Annotated in this window: 19 protein-coding genes; 14 read left to right on the top strand and 5 right to left on the bottom strand. The window is 54.2% G+C overall.

From position 1 onward, the window contains the following. Positions 1 to 33: 33 nt before the first annotated feature. Positions 34 to 1,038: a Rieske 2Fe-2S domain-containing protein gene (locus ACMAY6_RS06825; RefSeq protein ID WP_435215586.1), complete on the top strand. Its 1,005-nt coding sequence runs from the start codon at positions 34 to 36 to the stop codon at positions 1,036 to 1,038. Positions 1,039 to 1,116: 78 nt separating this feature from the next. Here ACMAY6_RS06825 and ACMAY6_RS06820 read toward each other — a convergent pair whose 3' ends face one another. Together ACMAY6_RS06820 and ACMAY6_RS06815 are read right to left on the bottom strand one after the other, a co-directional pair. Beyond that, positions 1,117 to 2,220 carry an acyl-CoA dehydrogenase family protein gene (locus ACMAY6_RS06820; RefSeq protein WP_435215584.1) on the bottom strand — a complete coding sequence of 368 codons (1,104 nt, stop codon included), beginning with the start codon at positions 2,218 to 2,220 and terminating at the stop codon, positions 1,117 to 1,119. Then, positions 2,217 to 3,455: an acyl-CoA dehydrogenase family protein gene (locus tag ACMAY6_RS06815; RefSeq protein WP_435215583.1), complete on the bottom strand. Its 1,239-nt coding sequence runs from the start codon at positions 3,453 to 3,455 to the stop codon at positions 2,217 to 2,219. Before ACMAY6_RS06815 ends, ACMAY6_RS06820 begins: the two co-directional genes overlap by 4 nt. Before the next feature lie 200 nt (positions 3,456 to 3,655). Here ACMAY6_RS06815 and ACMAY6_RS06810 point away from each other — a divergent pair, with 200 nt between their 5' ends. From ACMAY6_RS06810 to ACMAY6_RS06795, 4 genes are all read left to right on the top strand, one after another. Continuing rightward, positions 3,656 to 4,756, top strand: a complete 1,101-nt coding sequence (locus ACMAY6_RS06810) for a Rieske 2Fe-2S domain-containing protein (RefSeq protein WP_435215581.1) — start codon at positions 3,656 to 3,658, stop codon at positions 4,754 to 4,756. A 126-nt stretch (positions 4,757 to 4,882) separates the two neighbouring features. Next, positions 4,883 to 6,061, top strand: coding sequence for an efflux RND transporter periplasmic adaptor subunit (locus ACMAY6_RS06805; RefSeq protein WP_435215580.1), 1,179 nt, complete (start codon positions 4,883 to 4,885; stop codon positions 6,059 to 6,061). 10 nt (positions 6,062 to 6,071) lie between these two features. Continuing rightward, a complete protein-coding gene (locus ACMAY6_RS06800) occupies positions 6,072 to 9,233 on the top strand; it encodes an efflux RND transporter permease subunit (RefSeq protein ID WP_435215578.1) in 3,162 nt (1,053 codons plus the stop codon). A 188-nt stretch (positions 9,234 to 9,421) separates the two neighbouring features. Next, positions 9,422 to 10,600, top strand: a complete 1,179-nt coding sequence (locus tag ACMAY6_RS06795; protein WP_435215576.1) for an ATP-grasp domain-containing protein — start codon at positions 9,422 to 9,424, stop codon at positions 10,598 to 10,600. Here ACMAY6_RS06795 and ACMAY6_RS06790 read toward each other — a convergent pair. Further along, a complete protein-coding gene (locus ACMAY6_RS06790) occupies positions 10,575 to 11,948 on the bottom strand; it encodes a cytochrome P450 (protein WP_435215574.1) in 1,374 nt (457 codons plus the stop codon). The two genes, ACMAY6_RS06795 and ACMAY6_RS06790, sit on opposite strands and share 26 nt — an antisense overlap. A 71-nt stretch (positions 11,949 to 12,019) precedes the next feature. On the opposite strand from ACMAY6_RS06790, the gene ACMAY6_RS06785 reads away from it, so the two are divergent. Continuing rightward, positions 12,020 to 12,745 (top strand): hypothetical protein, encoded by a 726-nt coding sequence (locus ACMAY6_RS06785; RefSeq protein WP_435215572.1) that lies wholly within the window; start codon positions 12,020 to 12,022, stop codon positions 12,743 to 12,745. After that, the gene (crtD, locus tag ACMAY6_RS06780) at positions 12,742 to 14,277 is read left to right on the top strand and encodes a 1-hydroxycarotenoid 3,4-desaturase CrtD (RefSeq protein ID WP_435215570.1); all 1,536 of its coding nucleotides are present in this window, start codon (positions 12,742 to 12,744) and stop codon (positions 14,275 to 14,277) included. Before ACMAY6_RS06785 ends, crtD begins: the two co-directional genes overlap by 4 nt. Here the strand turns inward: crtD and ACMAY6_RS06775 are convergent. After that, positions 14,248 to 15,126: an alpha/beta fold hydrolase gene (locus tag ACMAY6_RS06775; RefSeq protein ID WP_435215568.1), complete on the bottom strand. Its 879-nt coding sequence runs from the start codon at positions 15,124 to 15,126 to the stop codon at positions 14,248 to 14,250. The two genes, crtD and ACMAY6_RS06775, sit on opposite strands and share 30 nt — an antisense overlap. A gap of 103 nt (positions 15,127 to 15,229) precedes the next feature. Between ACMAY6_RS06775 and bchI the strand changes: the two genes are divergently transcribed. The 5 genes from bchI to ACMAY6_RS06750 all read left to right on the top strand — a co-directional run bounded on the left by bchI (position 15,230) and on the right by ACMAY6_RS06750 (position 21,572). Next, a complete protein-coding gene (gene bchI, locus ACMAY6_RS06770) occupies positions 15,230 to 16,258 on the top strand; it encodes a magnesium chelatase ATPase subunit I (RefSeq protein WP_435215566.1) in 1,029 nt (342 codons plus the stop codon). Next, on the top strand, positions 16,255 to 18,024 hold the full coding sequence (locus ACMAY6_RS06765; protein WP_435215564.1) for a magnesium chelatase subunit D: 1,770 nt from the start codon (positions 16,255 to 16,257) through the stop codon (positions 18,022 to 18,024). The genes bchI and ACMAY6_RS06765 overlap by 4 nt, the downstream gene beginning before the upstream one ends. After that, positions 18,021 to 18,872, top strand: a complete 852-nt coding sequence (gene bchO, locus ACMAY6_RS06760) for an alpha/beta fold hydrolase BchO (protein ID WP_435215562.1) — start codon at positions 18,021 to 18,023, stop codon at positions 18,870 to 18,872. Before ACMAY6_RS06765 ends, bchO begins: the two co-directional genes overlap by 4 nt. An 80-nt stretch (positions 18,873 to 18,952) precedes the next feature. Further along, positions 18,953 to 20,500, top strand: a complete 1,548-nt coding sequence (locus tag ACMAY6_RS06755) for a phytoene desaturase (protein WP_435215561.1) — start codon at positions 18,953 to 18,955, stop codon at positions 20,498 to 20,500. Then, a complete protein-coding gene (locus tag ACMAY6_RS06750; protein ID WP_435215559.1) occupies positions 20,475 to 21,572 on the top strand; it encodes a phytoene/squalene synthase family protein in 1,098 nt (365 codons plus the stop codon). Before ACMAY6_RS06755 ends, ACMAY6_RS06750 begins: the two co-directional genes overlap by 26 nt. 151 nt (positions 21,573 to 21,723) lie before the next feature. On the opposite strand, the gene ACMAY6_RS06745 is transcribed toward ACMAY6_RS06750, so the two are convergent. Then, positions 21,724 to 22,719 carry a carotenoid 1,2-hydratase gene (locus tag ACMAY6_RS06745; RefSeq protein ID WP_435215558.1) on the bottom strand — a complete coding sequence of 332 codons (996 nt, stop codon included), beginning with the start codon at positions 22,717 to 22,719 and terminating at the stop codon, positions 21,724 to 21,726. A gap of 33 nt (positions 22,720 to 22,752) precedes the next feature. Between ACMAY6_RS06745 and ACMAY6_RS06740 the strand changes: the two genes are divergently transcribed. Further along, complete coding sequence (locus ACMAY6_RS06740; protein WP_435215556.1) at positions 22,753 to 23,694, top strand: polyprenyl synthetase family protein; 942 nt, start codon at positions 22,753 to 22,755, stop codon at positions 23,692 to 23,694. Between the two features lie 3 nt (positions 23,695 to 23,697). Further along, entirely contained in the window at positions 23,698 to 24,852 is a 1,155-nt protein-coding gene (locus ACMAY6_RS06735) for a methyltransferase (RefSeq protein WP_435215554.1), read from the top strand. Positions 24,853 to 24,929: the final 77 nt, after the last annotated feature.

Here is a 24,929-nt window from a genome sequence, read left to right as displayed (position 1 = left end):
GAAGTCACAAGCCTACAAAATTGAGTGCTTTGAATGATGATTGCGAGCGACGCACAAAGATGCCCTCTACCCATGCCTGTAGGGTGGTTTCAAGTTTTATACTCTAGCGATCTTGAGATCGGTGACGCAGTGCCCCTGCGCTACTTTGAACAAGAGCTAGTCGCTTTTCGAACAGAGAGCGGTGTGGCCCGTGTAGTTGATGCCTACTGCCCCCATATGGGCGCCCACTTGGGGTACGGAATTCGTGACAACGCGGGCAAAGGCCCCCGAGTTGTGGGTGAAAGTCTAGAATGCCCATTTCATGGCTGGCAGTGGAATGGCGAGGGCCAATGCACTCACATCCCCTATGCCAAGAACCTGCCTCCAAGGGTCGCCAAGGGCGAAAATATTCTGGGGGCATGGGAAGTTAGGGAAATTAACCAACAGATACTTGTCTGGTATCACCCCGATAAAGAGGCGCCCACCTGGGAGCCTGAACCTATCGAAGAAACTCTGGCTAATAACGCTGACTGGACCGGATTCGATCGCCATGAATGGGAGATTCACTCTCACATGCAGGAGATCGGTGAGAACGGTGTCGATGGCGCTCACTTTCACTACGTACACGGCACATCAGAGCTACCGGAGGCTGAAATTCAGTCCTTTGATGGCTACAAGCGACATGCAAAATTTATCACTCGCCAGCCGACTCCCCGAGGGGTCGTTGATGGTGCAATCGAAACTCGAAGTTACGGGGCGGGGTTATCGATCGTTCGCTTCAGCGGTATATACGACACGATTTTGCTCGCCAATATTACGCCAGTAGAGCGCGAAATTAGTCATGCCATGTACGCGTTCATCCAGCCCAAGGCCACTGCCGAAACTCTGGGTAACAGCGTGGGAAAAGCCATAATCGCCAATATCTGTCAGCAGATGGAGGAGGATCAAATTATTTGGCAACGTAAGCTATATTTTGAACGCCCCTTGCTGTGTGACGGCGATGGGCCCTTTGCCAAATATCGGCGTTGGTACAGTCAGTTTCTTGTGGAGGCGCAGTAAAAAGCCCCACAGGCTACTGCCCACTGCCAATACAGCTGCACCGGACACCTCACGGCTTACGTGCCCACAGTATGGACATTAAAACCCTAAGCGGTTGGCGTAACGAAGGTGGTGCCAGTGGGTGTCTCCAAGCAACTGATTGCAGACTCGAGAACGCTTTAAAAACAGCCCAATATCAAGCTCATCAGTGACCCCCATGCCGCCATGCATTTGCACAGATTCATCACTGATTAACTGAAAACATTCGTTAGCAAGTGCTTTAGCCGCGCTGGCCATTGCACATTGATCTACCCCTTCCGAATCAAAAGCAACGAGTGCCGCATCGACAGCAGCTTGGCTTAATTCCAATTCGCTATACATATGAGCGGCTCGATGTTGCAAAGCTTGAAAGCTTCCTATTTTGACATCGAACTGCTCACGTTCCTTTAAGTGCTCGATCGTCCGCTCACACAATTCTCTTGCGCTCCCCAGCATTTCAGCCGCTAAAATTGCCATCGCTTGATTCAGCACACGAGCCCAACCACTCTCAGACGCAGGTCCAGCAACCCACTCACAGGCCGACTCAGAAACCTCAGAAAACTCAAAAGCAACGTACTGGCGGCCGTCCATAAGTCGGGATGCCTGCTGGTTGATACCAGGAGTATCGGAATCAACCAGTAGTAGACCCCACTGCCCACTCTCATTAAGCGCAGTAACCAGCAGCCGATCTGCCGCGGCCCCATCGAGAACCATACCCTTACTGCCGCAGAGCCCCTGAGGCGTCATGGCGGTTTGTAGACGGTCAGGCGAAAAATGCGCTTCCTCTTCGAAGGCCACAGCCCAGACCTCATCGCCATTGAGTAGTGCCGGCAAATACCGCGCAACTTGGGCGGGACTTGCACATTGAATCAAAGCACCTTGAGCAAGTACCACACTAGAGAGCAGCGGTGTAGGGGATAATCGCCGCCCTATCTCCTGTGCGACGGCTCCCAATGCCAGCCAACCAAACTCAGCGCCTCCCGAGGCAGCCGGCACGGTTATGCTGCTCACGCCCAACATTGCTAACTGTCCCCAGAGGTCGCGGTCATAAGCCGTCGCTACAGGCTTACCCCGCAGGGTTCGCAGTGCCGAGATCGGCAATTTGGCAGCGAGAAAACTGCCAACGCTGGCCCTGAAGGATTCTTGCTCTGAGTTCAAAATCATTCTGAAGACCCACCCGAAGGCAGCCCGAGCCCGCGTTTGGCAATGATATTGAGCTGTATCTCTGAAGTACCACCGGCGATGGTCAACGCCTTATCAAACGCCCATTGCTTGACCATCGAATCGCAGCCGTCCGGGTCATCCGGCGCGCTAAGAGACAGCCCCCGATAACCCAAGATTTTCAATTTTATTTCATTCTTTTGTTGAATCTCTCGGGTGCTCAAATATTTCATAAGAAGTGGCAAGCCGGGGTCGCCACAGCGTGCTCTCCCCTGTTGTTCTATCCGCTCTCCTAGCTGTTTCACCGCGCGATCACGCATCAGGTGACGGGCTAAGCTAACCCGCACATCTAAGTTAGAAATAGCACCATCATCTTGTCTTTTCATGCGCTGAGTCGCCAGCTCAACAATATTCACTTTGGGTTTTTCCGCCATACTTTCGAAGGAAGACATCAGCTGCCTTTCGTGACGAAGCACCTCCTTGGCAACAGCCCAGCCACCGTGTAGCTCACCGACAAGATTGGCTTTTGGGACAAGCACATCATCAAAAAATGTCTGACAAAAATCTGATTCACCACTGATTAACGGTATGGGGGAAACCGAGACACCGGGGGTTGCAAGGTCAATGAGAAGAAAGCTTATGCCCTGCTGCTTGGGGCCTGAGTCGTCTGTTCGCACAAGGCAAAAGATCCAATCCGCCTCGTCAGCCTTTGTTGTCCAAATCTTTGAGCCATTAACCCTAAAAAAGTCGCCATCATCCTCTGCTTTCGTCTGCAGGTTAGCCAGGTCTGAACCCGCAGCGGGCTCTGAGTACCCCTGAGCCCAGCGAATCTCACCTCGGCAGATTGCAGGCAAATGCTGTTGTTTTTGGGCCTCGCTCCCAAACACTAACAATGTAGGACCCAGCATCCAGAGGCCTTGGTCATACAGTGGCGGACGGCAGCCCAAAGCCTGCATTTCTTCCCGCAATATTGAGGCCTCAGTAACACTTAAACCTGCTCCGCCGTAACGTACCGGCCATTCAGGTGCAGTAAAACCTCGATCTCTAGCTGCTTCAAACCAGCGACGTGCATCCTCGCTATGAAAGTGTCGCTGTCGGCCAGCCCATATCTGCTCCTTCTGAACAATTGGCCGGCGCTGGGAAAGCGGACAACTGGCTCTCAGCCAAGCTTTCACCTCCTCTCGAAAAGCAATCAGCGAATCTGAGTCTTCCATAAGGTCTGTTAGCTCCCGAGACAAGTTCAGCGCCACCCTTTGAAGAATGACAACACATGCTTACCTCACAATCACATGATGTCATCGTCCTTTTTGTTTAGAACCCTTAGTCGGCAAATTTTGACCCAGCCTGCGCTTTGCATTTACCTTACTTGAGTGAGAATGCAATCCTGGTCACACCTGCTAGAAACTCAGGCTTAGCTTGGAAAGAAAGGAGAATTAAAGTGGCAAAAGCAGCTGAATATGGTTTAGGCCCCAACACCTTCCCCAGGGGCTGGTTTGTCGTAGCAGAGAGCCGAGAAATAGACGGCGGCCCGATTGGCGTTACTTTTTTTGACCGAGACTTTGTCATTTACCGCGGCGAAAGTGGCAAGCCCGTCATGCTCGACGCCTACTGTAAACACATGGGAACGCACCTCGGCAAAAACAGCAGCGCGATGTTAATCGTTGCAGATGTCGGCGGTAAACGCATCGAAGGCGATGCGATTCGTTGCCCTTACCATGGGTGGCGTTATAACGCTGAGGGCGATGTCGATGACATTCCCTACCACGATGGGCCCTGCCCAAAGTCAGCCTCAATCAGGTCCTACCCCGTAGTCGATAATATGGGCTGCATCATGATGTGGTTTGATGAACAAGGCGAGGCTCCCCTTTATCCGGCTCCGTACCTTCAGCAATGGGATGAAGCCGGATGGGTGCATTGGAACCTAGATCATCTTCCCGAGCTGGACATCCACCCTCAGGAGGTTCTCGATAACATGGCGGACAATCGTCACTTGGGGCCAACCCACGGCGCGCCCTGCGAGTATTTTGAGAACGAAATAAAAGGACACGTGCTCATTCAACGTCAGGGTGGAGCCATGGCCCTCTATGGCGGTGTGATGCTCTACACCACCACGTGGTACACCGGGCCTGGCGTACTTCTCAGCAAGCAGGTTTGGGGGGACACGACGCAGTTTGAAATGATCGCTAACACTCCGGTAGGAGATGGTCGAATAAAAGCGTGGCATGGTTGTTTGGTAAAGGCTCAGGGCGAAACTGTAGGTCCCGAGGATTACGATATGGCACGGCAGGTTCAGGCAGGCGCTCTAGAGGCGTTCTCAAAAGATTTTGAAATTTGGCAGCACAAAGCGCCCGCGCTCAAGCCCATGGCCATGAAAACCGAAGGCCCCTTCCTGAACAACCGGAAGTGGTACGGGACTTTTTATGGCGACTCAGGCAATGAACTTACAGGTCAATCGGCGTTAAATGGTTTTTATCATGTGCCCGGGGTGGCAACACCTGCCGAGCGAGAGCACGCTATTGATGACGGCATACCCATTTGAGAGTAACGGTATAAAGATTCAGAGGCCAGAAAAGTCCGGGAGTTAGTGCTAAACTGGTCCCACGAAGGGCACTGCCAACCGGCCCAATCCTAAACGTAAAGCACGCACCAAAAACCTAGGACAAACATGAGTACTGAGGACATTAGAGGGCCCTCGAAGGAATGGCTGCGTCGTCGCGTTGTCTACCCTCTGGCTTTCATCGCCGTGGCTGCGATTATTACCGCGATATTACTTGATTCAAAACCCCAGATTGATACGACAACGGGCGAAAGCAATGCAATCGCTGTGCGCAGTCTAGAGATAAAGCTTGAAGCCTTCCCGCTAAGCGTGCGCTCGGAGGGAACTGTACAACCCAGCATACAGACTAACCTCGTCGCACAGGTATCGGGGGAAGTCATTAACGTCAGTGATGCACTGCGAAGCGGCGGACGCTTTTACAGTAATGATCTACTGCTAAGCATTGACCCCCAAGACTACAAAAATTCTCATTTACAGGCGGTAGCAAACCTACAGCGCGCCGAGGTTGAGGCAGACTACTTCGTAGCAGAAAACCGGCGCCTCATCGCCCTGTCGCAACAAGATATGGTGAGTGAATCACAGCTGCGAGCTGCTGGCCGCTCAGCGGGTGTCGCCCAAGCGGCATTGGCAGATGCCAAAGTACAGCTTTCAACTGCACAGCTAAATCTTGATAGAACCGCAATCAGAGCGCCCTATGACGGCCGTGTTGCAGCAGAAAGCGTCGACATCGGCCAGTTTGTACAGCGTGGGGGTACGATTGCTGAGCTCTACGCAACTGAGCAACTTGAAGTTCGCCTCCCGCTGGCCGACCGCCAACTTGGTTTTTTGGACTCTACGATTCTTGAGAGCGGAATTTATACCCACAGCGCTGCGCCCAAGGTCACCCTAACCGCGGACTACGCGGGTAAGCAGCACCGGTGGAATGCCACACTAGTTCGCTCAGAGGGTCAAATAGACCAGCTGAGCCGCGTCGTTTATGTCGTCGCTCAAGTGAACAATCCAATAAGCCAGTACGAAGTCGACCTCCCCGTAGGCCTCTTTGTCAAAGCCGAGATCGTAGGAGTTACCGTAGACAACGCTGCGATCATACCGAGCTCCGCGGTCCGCGAAGGGAACCAGGTGCTAGTCGTATCCCCTGAAAACACGCTGCACGCTAGGACAATAGAGGTACTGCGTTATGAAAATGAACGCGCGATAGTGACCTCTGGCCTTCTAGCCGGAGAAAAAATCTGCCTTTCTCCCCTGCAGTACGTGGTCGATGGCATGCCCGTGACATTAGTCGACTGAGCGGCAGGTTGTGAAAGCCCTCATCAGTTGGTTCGTAAGGAACCCTATCGCAGCTAACCTACTGATGTTTTCATTGGTCGTTGGCGGATTGCTGGGTTTAATCGAGGTCAGAAAGGAAGAATTTCCTAACATTGACGTTCCGACTATCACGGTAAGCGTCCCCTACTTAGGCGCAGCACCCTCAGAGGTTGAAACCGGTGTGTGTATTCGCATTGAAGAGGCGGTGCAGGGAATTGAAGGTATCGACAAGGTGAAGACCACCGCAGCAGAAAATCGCTGTGTTGTCGCTCTAGAACTCACCAATGCATCCTTTCAAGACCGTGTCCTCGATGATGTAAAAGCTCAAGTCAATGCGATATCGACCTTTCCTGCCAATACCGAAAAACCGGTAGTTGCTTCAGTCAGTTTACGCTCGGTGGTGATGTATCTCGCCATCTCAGGAGACACTGACGAACGATCATTGAAAAACCTCACCGAATCTCTGCGGGAAGAAATTCTTGAAATTTCGTCAGTCAGTTTAGTCGACACCATGTATGTTCGACCCGACGAAATTTCCGTTGAAATCCCAGAACTCACCCTGCGGCGCCACGGATTAACGCTGGAGGCTGTAGCCAAGGCGATTCGGCAAAGTAGCATTGATATTCCCGGAGGGTCGATCAAAAGTGATGCGGGAGAGATTCGACTACGCAGTACCGCACAGCGGTATACCGGGCGCGAACTCGAAGACGTACCCGTGATCACAAACTCAAATGGCACGCGCATACTGTTACGAGACATCGCCGTCATCCGTGATGGATTCGAAGAGCAGGAGCTGTCTGCGATGTTTGATGGTCGCCCTACACAGCTCCTCAAGGTATGGCGTTTAGGGAAAGACAACACCCTAGCCATGGCTAGGGATCTCACTGACTTCGTTGAGGTAAAGCAGCGTAGCCTCCCCTCCGGTCTCGAGTTACGCATCTGGAGTAACGAGGCCGATGATTTAGTTGACCGATTGTCGACGCTGATAAATAACGCCACCGGCGGCCTGTTACTGGTGATCCTCACCCTCGCTCTATTTTTACGAGTGCGCTTGGCACTTTGGGTGACCGCCGGTATCCCGGTTTCTATCCTCGGCGCTATCGCATTCTTTCCCTCTGCTGACTTGGGCATCAGCACGCTGTCGCTTATGGGGTTTTTACTGTCACTGGGGATTTTAGTCGATGACGCCATCGTGGTCGGGGAACGAATACACACCCATGAGGGTTTTACTCAGGATTCTCAGGAAGCCGCCGTCAATGGCACCACAGAGGTGGCAATCCCCGTATTTTTTGGCGTGCTGACAACCATGGCGGCATTCATCCCTATAGTAACCGTCGATAGCATGTTAGGCAGTTTTTTTGGCGCTATCGGATGGACCGTGCTCTTATGTTTGGTCTTTAGCCTTGTTGAGTCGCAGCTGGTACTGCCCGCGCACCTGGCTCACCGAAGCAAGGAGCGTGGCACATCAGCTATTGGGCGGCGCTGGGAATCTTTCCAAGAAAAAGTGTCAGACGGTTTGGAGCGTTTCGCTCAGCGTCAGTATCAACAGGCACTGTCCTATGTACTGAAATACCGTTACGCCACCCTAGGCGCCGCACTGGCAGCGCTGATCATCATCCTTGGGCTTTTGGCTAGTGGGCGGGTTATCTTTCAATTTTTCCCGACCGTGTCGGGCAATGAAATCTATGCCAGCCTGGAGTTGCCAGAGGGCTACCCGGTTGAGAGAACAACAAAGGCTCTGGAGCTCGTTCAAACCTCTGCAGACCAACTCATAGCAGAACTAAACCAAGACCTGCCGAAGGGTGCTTCCGCCGTCATCAACCAATTTAAAACTATTGGTCTGCCCATCAGTAAGAGCGAAATCTCAGGAAGTTCCGAATCTGGTAGCCACATTGCCGAGATGTCGATCACCTTGCTTCCCCATGGCGAGCGCGGAGGTATGACACCCAAAGAAGCAGCGAGACGCTGGCGAGAGCTTACGCCAGATATTCCCGACGTCATTGAGAAAAGCTTTACTGCGTCAGCTGTGTCCCTTGGAGAAGACATCAATATTCAAATTCGCGGCAAAGATCTTGAGGTGATGAGTGAGGCTGCTGCAGCTCTGACCGAGGTTCTCTCAAGCTTTGATGCCATTTACGACATCAGCGATAGTTACCGGGCAGGAAAGCAGGAATTAGTCGTAAGAGTGAGACCAGAGGCTGAATCATTGGGCTTAACCCAAGCTGATTTAGGCACTCAGGTCAGGCATGCATTTTACGGCGCAGAGGCTCAACGCGTGCAGCGTGGACGAGACGACATGCGCATTATGGTCCGATATCCTGAATCAGATCGTCGTTCACTCGATAACTACAACCAACTGTACATTCGACTCCCCAATGGTGCAGAGGTACCGATTGAAACAGTGGCCAGCGCCCAACTCAGTGCTGGCAACGCCACCATTCGCCGGGTGGATGGGCAGCGGACGATCAACGTAACGGCCTATGCAGACCGCACGCGAATCGCACCTGAATCCGTACTACGACTGATTGAAAGTCAGCACATCCCCCGGCTTGAATCCGAGTATCCGGGCACAACGTTTTCCCTGGCAGGTGAGGCTGAGGAGCGGGCTAGCGCGTTGTCGGGACTAGCGCGAACAAGCTTGCTGGCACTCATCATCATTTACACCCTGCTGGCAGTTCCGTTGAAATCCTATCTGCAACCTTTAGTGGTCATGGCCAGCATCCCCTTTGGCTTTATTGGCGCTGTGCTGGGGCACTTTATACTTGGCTACGACTTGGTCTTCTTTTCAATACTTGGCATCGTCGCGCTCTCGGGCGTCGTTATCAACGCCAGCCTGGTTCTCGTAGACTTTATTAACAAGCGTCGCCTAGACGTGAAGCTCAGCGTCGCACAGGCAGTCACTCTCGCCGGTGTCTCGCGCTTTAGACCTATTTTTCTGACTTCAGTCACAACCTTTGTGGGCCTACTGCCACTCATGCTTAACGCCGACCTCGCCACCGCTCCGTTCGTGCCTCTAGCGGTATCGCTGGGGTTTGGTGTTATTTTCGCTACCTCAGTGACACTGCTCCTCATCCCCGCGCTTTACCTTATCTTGCACGATCTGAGCGGTTCACCAAAAAACACAACCAAGATTGACAGCCCCGCTGAGCGTTAGCACGGAAGCTTACGCAAACCGCCAGAACCGCCTCACTTCAGTTTGAGGGTTAAATATGTCATCTTTTCAGGCTCGCGCAGCTTTTGTGGGTTAGCCCTGATGCATTTAAGAAATAACAAAACGATCTGCGTCCTGCAGCGACCGATAAGTTTTCCCGGAAGGACCGAACTCAGGTCAGGGGGGAGATCGTGCCGACAGCACTCTTAACCCTAGGCAGACTCCCTAAGGCGCTATCTGTTGCAAGAGCGTTACGAACGCAGGGTTATCGCGTCATCGTCGCCGAGCCATTTGCATGGCACGTGAGCCGCGTGTCTAAAGATGTCGCTCAAACCTTTAGACTCCCGGCCCCCAATAGCAACCCTGAAGCCTACCAAGCAGCACTACTCGCATTAATCGCAAGGGAAGGCGTCGACCTGGTTGTCCCCGTATCAGAAGAGGCACATTACGTACTGGCCATTCGCGAGCACTTGCCCCCTCAGGTTGCTCTATTGGGTCCCAAGGTAGATCTCTATCGCACCTTGGCCGATAAGGCCGCATTTATAAATTGCGCTGTGCAAAAATCTCTGGCGGCTCCCCGCTCGGCACTTGCTAACTCTCCTTTAGCGGCCACCTTGACTGAAACCTTCGATTACGTCACGAAGCCGATCAATGGCTGCTCTGGCATTGACGTAGAGTTTCATTGCGCCGGCGATGTATTAAAAAGCAACAGCGCCGATGTGCTAGTGCAGCAGGCGGTTATCGGCGATGTTGTTAGTAGCCTCAGCATGGTGAAGGCCGGAGAAGTTCAAGCGACCAATGTCTATAAAGGATCCATCTTTGCCGGCACCGTAGCGATTTGTTTTGAACGCATTACGGGCGATATTGCGGAAAGAGTGCAGCAGTGGATACACCAATTTACCCAAGACATGGATTACAGTGGCTTCATTGCTTTCGATTTTATCGTTGATACTTCGGGGGTTCCCCAAGCCATAGAATGCAACCCTCGCCTCACAAGTGGCATCCATTTTTTTGATTCAGAAAGCCTCGGTGCCGCGCTCATCACAGACCGGAAGATAGCCATTAAGCGCCACAAAAATGAGGCATGGCAGTGGCGCTACAGCACGCTGACAGAAGCTTACGCCGCGCTGTTCAAGGGCAATTTGAAAGAATTTTGGCGACGACTAAAATTGTGTTGGAGCGTAGCCGATGTTGTCTGGTCGTGGCGAGACCCCCTCCCCTTCTTGTTAATGACGCCACTATCTTGGCCTATTTTGAAACCGGCGCTTATCGAAGGGATATCACTTGGGGAGGCGTGTCAGCGAGACATCGCACCCCTATGGTCGCAGCCTTCGGCTGAAGCCATTACAGGCGGCGACAATGCAGCCTGATTTGTTCAGCAGGCCGCGTCGTCAAACGCGCAGCTGGCCTCACGGGCCTCGTATCTGCACGGCGAAAGTCAAAGCGGCGCACCAGTTCAGCAATGATCAAAATCGCCTCTGCCTGCGCAAACCCTGCCCCAATGCAAGTATGCGGCCCAACGCCAAATGGAATATAGGCCCCCTCTTGAATCGAGCCCTCACCTTCAGCAAGGAAGCGATCGGGGATGAAGGCATTAGGGTTCTCCCAGTACTCCTGATGCCGATGAAGGGTCCATGGAGACACCATGACCAAAGCCCCGCGGCGCAACTTTCTCGGACCAACATGACAATTTTCAAGGGCGACCCGAGGAATGAAGGTAATGGGTGGATAGAGCCGAAGCGTCTCCTTAAAAACGGCTCGGACCAGTGGCAGTTGTTTGACGTGGCTAAAATCAATCGCCCCCGCCCCAACGACGTTGTCGAGTTCAGTGCGCAACCGAGCAACGAGGGTGGGCTGCTCAGCCAGCACATAGAAAACCCAAGTCAGCGCGCTGGCGGAAGTTTCATGCCCTGCCAAAAAAAACACGCCCAACTGGTCGATCAACTCTTCACGTGTGAACGCAGCTCCGGTGACGCTGTCTTTGGCCGCAATGACCTCACTGGCTATGTCATTAAAGGCGGCGGGGTTTTGCAAGTGGGGATCCAGCAAATCACCAAGGTGCCCACGGATACGCTGACAAGCGGCCAACACCCTCGGCAGCTGCGGCACTTTTGCCCAAGCCTTTTGAAAAATGAGGCGAAAAATATCGACCTGTGCAACCGACTGCTCGAACTCGGTGAAGTCTTCAAAAACATCGCTGGAAACACCTGTGGCCAGCGGCGTCGAAAAGATCGTTCGGCAAATGACATCCGCAGTCAGATGACTCATGGCCATATCGAGGGAAAAGCTCTCGCCACTCTCAGCATGACCGTCCAGAATTTCCAAATGGTCATGAACTGCAGACTGCATCGCCTCGAATGCGTGACTGACACGGAGCTGAGAAAATGCCGGATCTATCATGCCTCGCTGGCGCTTCCAGCGCGCCCCGTCAGTGACAAAAATAGACTGCCCAATCAGAGGCTCAAGGGCGTTGACCATCAAGTCACTCTTGGGGAACCGGCTGCCGTCATCGCGCAAAATTTCTCGCACCAACCCCGGCTGATTGAACAGAACCGTCGAGCGCCGGGAATAACCCAAATTGCCAAAATCAAACCTGTAAGCCGCGCCGGGCAGCAATTCCAGAAGGTTGCCATCTCCGTGCCACAAAACCCGCGCGAGGGCAGGCAGCGCAGGCAACGGTTGAGGGTGGGGAGGGACAAAAGGCTTGCTATGAGACATAGTGGTACGCCACGACAACAGATCCAACAGTATGAGAGGGCTATTTGATGGTGTCGACCCATGACATCTTTATGACTTTGGTCACTATCCATATCGCCACGGGGACAGTTGGCCTTGTTACGTTTTGGATACCCGTTGGCGGGCGCAAAGGGGGTGCCAATCACCGCCGCTTTGGCCGCATATTCATCAACACCCTTTTAGCCACTGGGATTACTGCAGTGGGCATCGCAACCACAACACTGCTAGATCCTGTCGCCACCCATCCACATCTGGTGGAACACGCGGTTTTTTCTGACCCTCTAATGGTGCGTGCTATTTTTGGTTGGTTAATGCTTTATTTGGCTACGCTCACAGTGAATCTAGCGTGGCATGGGCGCCTCGCCCTGCGCCATAGGAAAAACCATCGCGCGACTGGGACACGGACCAACAACCTACTGCAGATTGCACTGTTAGTGGCCTCAACAACCTGCCTCATGCAGGGGTACTGGGTGCAACAGCCGATGATGATGGGGCTGTCCGTGGTGGGCTTTGCCACTGTTGCAACGAATTATTGGTTCATTTTTAAGCCCGAGCCCAACCCCTATGATTTTATCAAAGAGCACATCAAGAGCCTCGTTGGTGCTGGCATATCAGTGTATACCGCGTTTTTTGCCTTCGGTGCCGTGCGGCTGATGCCCGAACTGGCGCTAACCCCCGGGCTCTGGGCGGTACCCTTGATCACCGGCCTGACCTTAATCATCTACCATCAATACGCCGTAACCCGTAAATACCAAATGCGCAGCGTGGTGGCGAAATGAGCAAGCAACACGTCATTGTGATTGGCGCCGGCGCAGGTGGGCTGGCCGCTGCAGTGGAGCTTGCAGCTGCGGGTCGCGCTGTCACCGTATTGGAAGCCGCACCTGCAGTCGGCGGAAAAATGCATCAGGTACGATCGGGTGAACATTGGATTGATGCCGGGCCCACGGTATTTACCATGCGCTGGGTCTTCGATGAACTGTTTGCTAATGCGGGAGCCCAATTTTCCAATCGACTCCCATTCAAACCCCTCACCACTCTCGCCCGCCATTGGTGGACGAGTGGCGCTTCAATCGACTTACATGCAGACCCACAGGTGACCGCAGCAGATATCGCCGCATTAGCGGGCAGCGCCGACGCCGAGGGTTACCTGCAACTTTGCCGAGATTCGGGCCAAATATTCGAACTGCTGAAAGACAGTTTTATGGCCGCTCCCCAACCCAACCCACTAACTCTCGGGCTGCGCATAGGACTGACTAAATTCAGTGAAATGCTCGCATTGAGGCCTCACCAAACCTTGTGGCGTGCCTTGGGGGGTTATTTAAAAGACCCACGCCTACGCCAGCTGTTTGGGCGCTACGCCACTTATGTTGGGTCCTCACCACTCAGGGCCCCAGCGACGTTACTGCTGATTACGCACGCAGAGCAACAGGGTGTATGGGTACTACCCGGCGGCATGACTTCTTTGGCGCGAGCCATGCAAAATTTAGCGGAAGAACGCGGCGCTCAATTTAAGTTGAGTAGCAGAGTCACGAAGATCAATACCGAGAACGGCCACGTGACCGGCGTTACTCTGGAAAGCGGTGAATCACTGCACGCCGATGACGTCATTTTCAACGGTGACCGCAGCGCATTAGCAACCGGCTGCCTGGGTCCTGATGTTGTTCTGGCCACCCGGGGCACACCTGTGGAGCAACGAGGTTTATCCGCCGTCACCTGGTGTTTGAGGGCAGATGCTGCTGGATTTCCTTTGAGTTATCACAACGTATTTTTTGATGAGGACTATCCCAAAGAATTCAGCACGCTGTTTGAAGACAAAAGCGTAGCCGAGCGCCCCACTGTCTACGTTTGCGCTCAAGACCGGTTGATGGCCGGCCACCACGAGGGCTACGAGCGCTTACTCGTACTCGTGAACGCACCCGCCACCGGAGATCTGAGCACTTGGACCCGAGAGCAAATGTCCGAGATAACCGCGCGGACCGAGGCAGTGCTCGCGGAGTGTGGGCTGAAATTGTCTCTTAACTCCGCCACCTGTCGCATGGCCAACCCACAGGATTTTGCAACTCGATTCCCCGGTAGTGGCGGCTCCCTTTATGGACAGGCCACTCATGGGCCGCTCTCTAGCTTCACGCGCCCCAATTCAAGAACTAAAGTTTCAGGGTTGTATCTTGCCGGGGGCTCGGTCCATCCGGGGCCTGGCGTTCCTATGGCCACCTTATCGGGCCGACTCGCCGCACAAGCGCTCCTCGAGGACGCCCATGACGCGAATTGGCTGACGTCGCAGCTACGCCGATTCGCTCCAAAATCGAATTAGCGCCTCAACGGTTTCTTCCGGCCGCTCCCATTGCGGCAGGCCGCAGGTAGGGACTATTTTCTGCACACTAACTAAATCGTTACTTTCGAGCAGTTCTGGTACGCACTCAAAACCGATATTGGGATCCTGGTCATATAACAAAAGTGTCGGCACCCTCAACGGCTGATACAACAACGTCAACGCATCGGTGGTGAACAACTGCATGGTCAAAAAAGCAAACGGCGCGCGGGCTGCTTCGGGTTCTCGTGTGGTTGCTACCGCATAGTCAACCAGAGCTTTAGGCACTGGACCATAGAACGCTTTATTTAAAAAATACTGAATACTGCGACGGGAGACCAAAGCTCGCCACAGCCCTCGACTCAACCATCCAATATTGAGAATACGGTTGATACGCGCACCCGCCTCCGCAGAAGGCGGCTGATTGCGCCCCAGTCCGGTTGGCGAAATCAAAGTCAGCGAGTGAATCTCCGGGCTGTTGTCCCGCAACGCCCGGGCTGTGAACTCTCCTGTCAGCGACAGCGCCACCACATCGGGCGCAGGGCCATCAATTTGGCCCAAGAAGTCACTGATTACCTGAGCATAAAAATCTGGAGAGTACGGCAAATCACCGCGCTGAGACTGACCAAACCCTGGCAGATCCGGTGCATAAACCACTCGGGAACCGGCAAAGTGATCAAATAACGGCTTCATTTCAATAGCACTTGGAGCCGCATTAATGCTGTGGAGCAAAACCAGCGGGCGGGCATCAGGGTCTAAGTGCTCGGGCTGTGAGCGATAGCAACTCAATTGCGCGCCGCCCGCCACCGTAAAACAATGAATGTCGGCAGCGATCGCCTTCTCTAAACTCATAAACTTTCCCTACACAGCCACAATATTGTTCGTCTATTGTTACACTTTTTATGTTAATTGTGGTTTACACTTATAAGCCTCAGTTTCACAACGGAAATTTCGGATGGCAGCACCCTACCCTTTCACCGCTATTGTCGCTCAGCAAGACATGAAACTGGCACTACTCATCGCCGCCGTTGATCAAGGCGTGGGTGGGGTACTCATCATGGGTGACCGTGGAACGGGCAAGTCTACGGCAATCAGAGCACTCGCATCACTACTGCCAAAGATTCCTGTCATCGCCAACTGCGCATATAACTGTGACCCCGAGCGCCCACCCGCAGGTCACTGTGAGAGCTGCCAACACGATAAAAAATCGGCGCCGAAAAAAACCGCTACCGTAGGCATCCCGGTAGTCGACCTGCCGTTGGGCGCGACGGAAGATCGCGTCATCGGAGCTCTTGATATTGAGCGCGCATTACATGCCGGCGAGAAGGCTTTTGAGCCCGGACTATTAGCCCGCGCCCATCGCGGTTTTTTGTACATTGATGAAGTCAATCTGCTGGAAGATCATATCGTTGATGCGCTGCTTGATGTCGCAGCTTCTGGTGAAAACGTGGTTGAACGCGAAGGTCTCAGTATTCGCCACCCGGCTCGCTTTGTTTTGGTCGGAAGTGGTAACCCCGAAGAAGGAGAACTCCGTCCCCAGCTGCTGGATCGATTTGGACTGTCAGTCGATGTATCGACGCCGCAGGATGTGAAATCCAGAGTTGAAATTATTCGCCAGCGTGATCGTTACGAGCAAGACCCCGAAAGTTTTATTAAACAATGGCGGCGCAAAGAGTCTGCGCAACGACGCCGAATAGAACAAGCGCGGGATCGAGTCGGATTGGTCAGCACGCCAGATGAGGTTCTCGAATTTGCCGCCTCCCTGTGCCTGCAGCTGGGCACTGACGGCCTGCGCGGTGAGTTAACGCTTTTGCGGGCGGGACGCGCCCTCGCCGCACTCAACAAAAAAGATCTGCTAACCTGCGCGGACATTCGCAGTGTGGCACCCATGGTATTGCGCCACCGACTGCGCCGCGACCCGCTGGACGAAGCCGGCAGTGATAGCCGTATTGCCCGCGTGCTGGAGTCCATGGAAGCCTCATGATGCCAACGTCGGCGTCGAGTCACTGGGCACTTGCCGAGGAAGCTCTAGCCGCATTTTCGGTAGCGCCCCACGCGCTGGGTGGGATATGGGTTCGCAGCTCACCAGGGCCAGTGCGAACCCTTTTTCTTGAACTGGCTGAAGATTGGCAGCTCAACAGGATCGCCAAGCGCATTCCTCTGCATGCCCCAGAAGCCCGCTTGCTGGGTGGTATCGAACTTACACAGACCCTCGCCACCGGCAAGTTACATTGGGAGACAGGACTTCTGGCCCAGAGCCATGGCGGCGTCATCACGTTAACCATGGCTGAGCGTGTTCAGCGTCAGACCATTGCGCACCTTTGTAGCGCCCTAGACACAGGAAACCTGCGATTGGCTCGAGAGGGTCTCAGTCAGACTGTGCCCGCGGCTTTTGGGGTTATTGCTCTCGATGAGGGTCTTGAGGGCGAACAACCTCAGACCGCTCTTACAGAGCGGTTGGGACTGCGAGTAGACCTCACTAGCCTAAGCGTTCACGACGCCTTACCCAGCGATATCGACAGTGCACGTTTACTCAACGCCCAGGCCAACTGGACGTCAGTGACCCTTTCAGACGATCTGACCGAGGCGCTAGCGGTCACGACGTTAGCCTTGGGAATTGAATCCCCGCGCGCTATGGTTATTGCTTCTCGATTGATGAAAATTCTTGCGGCGATTAACGACCGCAGTGCCGCCACAGAAGCCGATTTAGAGCGCGCGGTCATTATGTCATTGGCACATCGAGCAACACGATTACCCGAACTCCCTCCCGAGGATGATGACAACGAGGCAAGCGAGCCTGAGCCTCAGGAAGCGCAGTCAGAGGAGCCGGAATCTCCCAGCAACAACGAACAATCCGAAGTAACACCTCCTCTAGACGCCGTCATTGAATCGGCCATTGCCCACATACCCGCCGGATTGCTCGCGTCGCTTCGTCAGGGCCACCAGCCCCGAGGAAAAAGTTCCGCCGGTGGTAAGTCAGGGTCACAGCAACGGCACAAACAGCGTGGGCGCCCAGTGGGTACTGAGCCCGGAGATCCCCGCAGAGGGTCCCGACTCAACTTAATGGCAACACTGAGAGCCGCCGCTCCTTGGCAGACTCTACGTCGACGACAAGCCAATCCCGGGCAGCAGGGACAGCTGCTCATTAAACCGTCAGACTTTAGGACAACGCGTTTTCGACACCAGCGCGAGAGCACCACGCTGTTTGTAGTCGACGCGTCGGGATCCGCCGCCATGCATCGAATGGCTGAGGCTAAGGGTGCGGTAGAACTGTTACTGGCTGATTGCTACAGCCGGCGTGATAGCGTTGCCCTCATTGCATTTCGAGGCGACAAAGCCGAGCTTTTACTACCGCCCACGCGCTCTCTGGTCCGCGCAAAAAAGGCTTTGGCAGCCCTCCCCGGCGGCGGCGGTACGCCCCTCGCCCACGCAGTAGAACTCACCACAGTGCTGTCAGAGCAAATCATGCGCGATGGCGCCACTCCCACTGCAGTTTTTCTGACCGACGGTGTGGCGAACATTGCTCGAGATGGCACGCCAGGTAGACAGCGTGCAAAAGAAGAGGCCATGGCCGCTGCGAAACAGTTTCGCGCGTTGAATAGTCGAGCCCTAGTAATAGACGCTTCACCCCGAGCCCAAGAAAAAGCGCGAGAACTTGCCGCAGCTTTGGGGGGACGCTATCTCGCCATGCCACAGGCTGATGCTCAGGGGCTACGCAACATGGTTCGATCTGCCGAGGCTGTAAATTGAACGCCCTTGACCTCCCCAAATTTTGGCCCAATCGTCAGTACAGTCAGTTTATATCGGTGGACGGTGTCGAATGGCACGTTCAAACCCGGGGGGTGGGACCTGCGGTGCTGATGATCCACGGCACAGGTGCCTCCTCACACAGCTGGGCGGCACTCGCAGACAAACTGGCCGATCGATTTACCCTAGTCATGCCTGATCTGCCCGGCCAGGGGTTTAGCAGTGCGTTGCCCCCTGAGGAGGTCTGTATAGAGGGCTTCGCTCGCCGACTGCAGGGCTTGCTTCAGGCCTTAGGCATTCGGCCCAAACTTTTGGTAGGCCACTCAGCAGGCGCTGTTATTGCGACCCACCTGACCCTCCATGCACAGTTTTCACCAGCCGCTATCATTTCGATAAACGGCGCTTTTCTCCCCTTTGGGTCTGCGGCGGCGCCCGTATTTAACCGTTTGGCGCAGTGGCTGTCTAAATCTCGGTTGTTAGCTTATGTCACCGCCGCTCACGGCCTGTTTAATCGCCCTGTTAGGAACATGCTCGTCGAAACAGGCTCCAACCCCAGCGCTCAAATGATGCGGTGTTACCGAGAGCTGATCTCGAGACCAGACCATGTGACCGGAACGTTAAAAATGATGGCAGGCTGGGACTTAGGCAATCAGCGCCAACTTCTACCTAGCCTTCGCACTCCACTTCACCTCATTGCCTGCAGCAATGATCGCACCGTATCTCCCTGGCAATCTGAGCGCCTTTCAGAATTTGTCGCCTGCTCAAAACTGTACAAAATTCCTGACCTCGGTCACTTAGGGCATGAAGAAGACCCGGCTCCTTTTGCCGACATTATTCAAGCGACTTTATAGGCGCTATACCGGCGCTATTCACTGGCGCTTTGGACTGATAGACTGTCAGTGCTGCTTGACACAAAAGAGCGTCAAAAATAATGAACAACCAGCTTGATCTGACTAAGCTTGGCACCCAAAATCTCGGACCGCTTGATGAGCGCCCCCATGCCATTGTCATCGGAAGCGGCTTTGGCGGATTGGCCGCTGCAGTAAGACTGGGCGCAAGAGGCTACCGCGTCACCATTCTTGAGAAGCTCGATGCCGCCGGAGGCCGAGCCTATGTTTATCATCAAGATGGCTTTACCTTCGACGCGGGCCCAACGATTATTACAGCACCCTTCTTGCTCGAAGAGTTGTGGGAGCTCTGCGGTCGCAACCTAAGTGATGACGTTGACTTACGCCCCATGGATCCCTTCTTCAGAATTCGCTTCGACGACGGCCGAAGTTTCGACTACTCGGGTGACCGTGACAGCAACATTAAGCAAATTAAAACCTTCAATGAAGCCGACGCAGAGGGCTACCTTAAGTATCTAGACGCCAGCGAACAGCGCTACCGCGTGGGTTTTGAGCGACTTGGATTCAAATCTTTTGACAGCCTTTGGCAACTCATTCGGTTTTTGCCGCAGCTCATTCGATTACGCAGCGACCGAAGCGTTTACAGCCTTGTATCAAGCTATATTAAGGACCCTTATTTACGTCAGGTGATGAGCTTTCACCCCCTGCTAATCGGCGGCAACCCCTTTTCGGTGACCGGCATTTATTCGCTCATTTCCCACCTCGAACAAAGCTTCGGGGTGTGGTCTGCGATGGGTGGCACAGGGCGCTTGGTCGATGGCTTTGTATCGTTGATTGAGGGACAAGGGAATCATATTTTCTACAACACCGAAGTTGCTCAGATTAATACCGAGGGGCGACAGGTAACGGGCGTGACTCTGAAAAACGGTAGCGAATTAGCCGCCGATATTGTGGTGTCCAATGCCGACTCCGCGTGGACGTACAGACATCTGCTGCCTGAGAGCAAGCGCAAACGCTGGACCAATAAAAGGCTGGACAAAGCTGCCTACTCCAATGGCCTCTTTGTCTGGTATTTCGGCACTCAAGGTCGTTACGAAGATGTGCCGCACCACTCGGTCTTGCTGGGACCTCGCTATGAAGGTCTGCTCAAAGATATTTTCAAGCACAAAATACTGAGCGAAGACTTCAGCTTGTATTTACACCGACCGACTGCCACAGACAGCTCCATGGCTCCTGAAGGTTGCGATACATTTTATGCCCTCGTTCCCGTACCTCACCTTGATGCAGGCGTCGACTGGCAAGAGCACGCCGAAACATTTCGCCAAGCAATCGAAACACGCTTAGCAGAGACCGTGTTACCCGACATTTCGAACCGTATTATGACCTCTAGGCTGCTGACGCCTTTGGATTTTCAGAATCGCTTGAACTCCTTTAAAGGCGCTGGATTTAGCTTCGAACCCCGGATCAGTCAAAGCGCTTGGTTTAGACCCCATAACCAAAGTGAAGACTTTGATGGCCTCTACCTCGTGGGTGCCGGAACCCACCCCGGAGCCGGCATACCCGGTGTTATTTCCTCCGCCAAAGTACTCGATGAAGTCGTGCCTCATGCCGCTACACTCAAAACTCGCTGAACTACCTACCCCGCACACCGATCTGGCGCATTGTCGTCAGACGCTGTCTGGAGGAAGTCGATCATTTTGGGTGGCGTCCCAACTGCTTCCACCCACACTGCGCAATGATGCCTGTGGGCTTTATGCCTTTTGCCGCGAGGCTGACGACCTCATTGATGAAGGCGATGATGCTGACGCCGCCTTAGTGGAGTTGCACAGGCGTCTCGACGGGATTTACGGAGGGGAACCTCAGGAACGCACAGTTGATCGCGTGCTCCAACGCATTGTCACGCAACATCAACTTCCAAGAACTTTGCTAGAAGCGCTGCTCGAGGGCTTTGCTTGGGACGCCAGTGGCCGTGAGTATCAGACTTTGTCTGATGTATTTGCTTACGGCGCGCGAGTAGCCGGAGTTGTGGGCGTGATGATGGCGGTTTTAATGGGCGTTCGCGAGCCCAAAGCTTTAGCCCGCGCAGCTGATCTTGGGGTTGCTATGCAACTCACGAATATAGCCCGAGATGTGGGCGAGGATGCCCGTGCCGGTCGCCTCTACCTGCCTCGTCAACTGCTCAAAGATGCAGGAATCGACGCTGAAGCATTTTTACAATCGCCCGTATTCTCACCTGAGTTATTCAGTGTGATTGAACGGCTGCTGATTGAAGCTGACAGGCTCTACAAACGCAGCGAGAGCGGAATTGCGCTGTTACCTGTGGGTGCAAGACCTGGAATTTATGCGGCTAGATTGCTCTACGCCGAAATCGGACATGCGCTGCTCAAATGCGGCGGCAACTCAGTAGACAAACGCGCCTACATTGGCATGGCCGGAAAAGCCCGACTGGTTTTAAGCACGCCAAAATGGGTCACTCTCAATAAAGTCGGCTTGAATGAACCCGCCCTTTCCGAGTGCCAGTACTTGCTTGATGCCGTTAAACAGGCTCAAACGGAACAATTGACAGAGCTGCATCACAACTCGCTTTTTCGCCGCATTTATCGGCGAATGGTGTGGACCCTGGATCTGTTTGCAGCCCTTGAGGCAAGACAGCAAGCCGCAGCCGCGGGTCACGGGTCCGCCCTCAGCGAAGGGCACTCTTAAGTCTAGCGAGGCCTACCTAAATCGTTAACAACACTCCTGCAATGTTCTCCCGTGCCCTGAGTCACCGGCTTTAAATACCCCCAGCCGCACCTCGCTCTAACCAGCCCTGTCGCCAGACGCCGTCATAAATGCGCAATGATCAGTGCGCCATTTAGGGGCGATGCAGAGGGCGACGAGGCATTCGAACAGGTAACATCATCTGCATCCACGGCCGCGTAAAACGGTCGAGGTGCAGGCTTTCGTGCATGACTTTTCGAGGCCCTAAACCGGTATCGAGCTCCACTACCGAGCGGGCATAAAAGGGCGACTCTTCAAGGGTCTGTTTGACGCGTGCTTGTCCAGTAACAGTGCGACAACGTCGCTGCGCCCGCCACAAAGGCGTCGCAACCATCGCTGTATCCTCCCCGGGGTTGGAAAGCTCAGAGCACGACATATCCGGGCCATACCCAAGACCCAGGAACCGTCGGTCACCGTTTAGCAGAGTCGCATCGTAGTGAATATGTCCTTCACCTGCCTCCGCGGCACTGCGCTGCCAGTGCCAGTTACGAAAGGTTTGCTCCAGCGGCACCACACCCGCATTGCAGTCTAGGTAGGCGGCGCCCTCCCAGCTAATATCTGGCCGCTGCATAGTGACGGTTACCCGGCCAGCGGGGGCCGCTGGCCACCACCGATGAAGCCCGCCCGGATCAAGTGCAAAGGATTTTTGCCCAAGTGCCGGCACGCTCAGCTCGATTTGCCCCTTAATGCGCGAGGGCCAGGGATTACACATCTCATTTATTTGGAAGACAAACCGGCTCTCATCCTTTTGATCAACACGACTAGGCCCGATAACAATGCGGTCCTGGCCACGCTGGAGATCACCAGCCCCTCTCTCTGTTAAGGCCCACCTTCGGCGATCGGGACCATAAAGTATGGCGTTTACACTGCAAAAATTTTCGGGATTACCCTTGCTACGCCGCCTCGCGCTGAAGTAGTACGGCGAAAATACGCTGCCAATGAAAACGATAATAGTCAGGGCAGCCTTACCATCATCGCTAAACGCGTCCAGATACCACCACCGGTACCCATTATTGGGAACCCTCGCGTCAAACCCCAGTTTCTGGCCGGCAATTTCTGGTTGCGGCTCACTCTCCGGCAAAACACCCATGACACGTTTCCCGCACTCAAAGTGTAAAATATCTTGAACATCTTATATGTCTTGTTTACTTTACAGCAAACCTTCCCATTAATGGAGGCAGTTACCATGGGGAAAGAGTCGCTGGATTGTGAACACACCCTTGGGCTTGCCATACGCGAGGCAACAGGGCCGACCTGCCCGCCGCTATTAGCTAAAGCGCTGGACTATGCCGTTTTCCCTGGAGGCGCCAGGGTGCGACCTCGCCTTTGTTTGGCCGTGGCACTAGCTAACGGCAACTCAGAACCTCGATTGGCCTCTGCAGCCGCAGCGGCTATCGAACTACTGCACTGCGCATCGCTGGTCCACGACGACCTCCCCTGCTTTGATGACGCGATTGAACGGCGTGGCAAGCCCTCCCTTCACGCTAAGTTTGGTCAGCGCATCGCAGTGCTCTCGGGAGACGCTCTCATCGTTGCCGCATTCCAGCAGCTGGCACAACTGGGCTCCAGCGTTACGCATCCAGTCCGAATGGCGCAAGTCACAGCCATTGTCGCAGCAGGCGTCGGCGGACCAATGGGTATCTGCGCAGGGCAGGCTTGGGAGTGTGAACCTCGGGTCGATCTCAAGCACTACCATCAGGCGAAAACAGGCGCTCTATTCGTCGCTGCAACTTGCGCTGGTGCGGCTGCAGCAGGAGTCGCAGCAGAACCTTGGCGAGAGCTTGGCAATAGTATCGGCGAGGCCTATCAGGTCGCTGACGATATACAGGATGCCATCGCTGATACCGCCACAATAGGCAAGCCAACGGGCATTGATGTTGCACTTGATAGACCCAGTGCAGTGCGTCAGTTAGGCCTAGACGGCGCAGTAAAACGTCTGGAGCGTTGTATCGAAAAGGGGCTCGACTCCATTCCTGAATGCAAGGGCCGCGCGCTATTGCACGAAGTCGTGCAACAACAATCAAACCGCTTTTTCCCTCAAGGTATTAAGCATACGGCGGCCTAAACTATGTCGGCACAGGGTCAGTTACTGAGCAATGAGGCACCGAGACACTTAACGTCATGGCGAATGCGTTGGCATCAATACCGCAATAAATTAATTGCCAATCCCCGCTTTCAAAAATGGGCAGCGCGCAATCCCATCACCCGAGTCATTGCCAATCGGCGGGCGACCCAGCTCCACCACATTACCGCCGGGTTTGTGTACTCCCAAACTTTGGCCGCTTTTGTTGAACTTGATATTCCAAACCTGCTAGCCGAGGGGCCCGTCCAAACCGCAAGGCTCGCTTCAGCAACTGGAATTGCCGAACCTGGTCTGCTGACCCTGCTTAAAGCCGCGCACGGACTGGGCTTGCTTGAATCCTACCAAGACAATGTATGGGGCTTGGGTGAGTTAGGGGCGGCGATGCTCGCTAACCCCGGAATTGCTGCAATGGTCCACCATCACCGGCACCTGTATGCCGACCTCGCCGATCCTACCGCCCTCCTTCGCCAGCGTGACAATACCGCACTGGCCAATTACTGGGCGTATGGGGACGTTAAGACGGGTGACATTAGCCCCGCCGCCTACAGCGAACTAATGGCAACCTCTCAAGGAATGATCGCTGACTACGTGCTAGACGCCGTGAATTTCGGCGCGCGCAAGCAGCTTGTCGACATTGCCGGTGGCACCGGGGCCTTTGCCCGACGCGCTGTTGCTAGATTCCCCAACCTACAAGCCACTGTCTTCGATTTGCCAGCCGTCGCTGAGCAAGCAGCCGCCTCCACCAATGGTGATGATGAGACAGTTCATTCTGTGCAGTACCGGGGTGGCGACATGTTTGAGGATTCACTGCCCCAACATGCCGACCTTATGAGCTTAGTGCGCGTCCTGCACGATCATGACGATCAGCCCGCTCAGCTTTTACTCAACAAGACCTATGAAGCGCTCCCCGCCGGAGGCCAGCTCATCGTTGCCGAGCCGATGGCAAATACTCGCGGATCAGAGTCGATAGGCCACACCTATTTTGGTTTTTACCTTTGGGCAATGGGGAGTGGCCGCCCCCGCAGCGCCGAAGAGATCACATCAATGATGACCAATGCAGGGTTTAACAGTATTCGAGAGGCAAAAAGCCCTATGCCCAGCCTTGTGAGGGTACTTGTGGCAGAAAAAATCAATACGTAATCTTTTGTTGACAGTTTGAATTGTCTCTTTAAACTGACACCTATTGGAAACAGAAATTTTCTGTCTTCAATGAGGCA

The sequence above is a fragment of the Luminiphilus sp. nBUS_16 genome (genome assembly GCF_051201645.1).
Taxonomy (GTDB): domain Bacteria; phylum Pseudomonadota; class Gammaproteobacteria; order Pseudomonadales; family Halieaceae; genus Luminiphilus.
This window is presented reverse-complemented; position numbering and strand designations above follow the sequence as displayed.

Bases quoted from the DNA above. Each gene is read 5' to 3' on its own strand.
- ACMAY6_RS06825 (WP_435215586.1), top strand. From the start codon at position 34: ATGATGATTGCGAGCGACGCACAAAGATGCCCTCTACCCATGCCTGTA.
- ACMAY6_RS06820 (WP_435215584.1), bottom strand. From the start codon at position 2,220: ATGATTTTGAACTCAGAGCAAGAATCCTTCAGGGCCAGCGTTGGCAGT.
- ACMAY6_RS06805 (WP_435215580.1), top strand. From the start codon at position 4,883: ATGAGTACTGAGGACATTAGAGGGCCCTCGAAGGAATGGCTGCGTCGT.
- ACMAY6_RS06790 (WP_435215574.1), bottom strand. From the start codon at position 11,948: ATGTCTCATAGCAAGCCTTTTGTCCCTCCCCACCCTCAACCGTTGCCT.
- ACMAY6_RS06785 (WP_435215572.1), top strand. From the start codon at position 12,020: ATGACTTTGGTCACTATCCATATCGCCACGGGGACAGTTGGCCTTGTT.
- crtD (WP_435215570.1), top strand. From the start codon at position 12,742: ATGAGCAAGCAACACGTCATTGTGATTGGCGCCGGCGCAGGTGGGCTG.
- ACMAY6_RS06775 (WP_435215568.1), bottom strand. From the start codon at position 15,126: ATGAGTTTAGAGAAGGCGATCGCTGCCGACATTCATTGTTTTACGGTG.
- bchI (WP_435215566.1), top strand. From the start codon at position 15,230: ATGGCAGCACCCTACCCTTTCACCGCTATTGTCGCTCAGCAAGACATG.
- ACMAY6_RS06765 (WP_435215564.1), top strand. From the start codon at position 16,255: ATGATGCCAACGTCGGCGTCGAGTCACTGGGCACTTGCCGAGGAAGCT.
- ACMAY6_RS06755 (WP_435215561.1), top strand. From the start codon at position 18,953: ATGAACAACCAGCTTGATCTGACTAAGCTTGGCACCCAAAATCTCGGA.
- ACMAY6_RS06750 (WP_435215559.1), top strand. From the start codon at position 20,475: ATGCCGCTACACTCAAAACTCGCTGAACTACCTACCCCGCACACCGAT.
- ACMAY6_RS06745 (WP_435215558.1), bottom strand. From the start codon at position 22,719: ATGGGTGTTTTGCCGGAGAGTGAGCCGCAACCAGAAATTGCCGGCCAG.
- ACMAY6_RS06735 (WP_435215554.1), top strand. From the start codon at position 23,698: ATGTCGGCACAGGGTCAGTTACTGAGCAATGAGGCACCGAGACACTTA.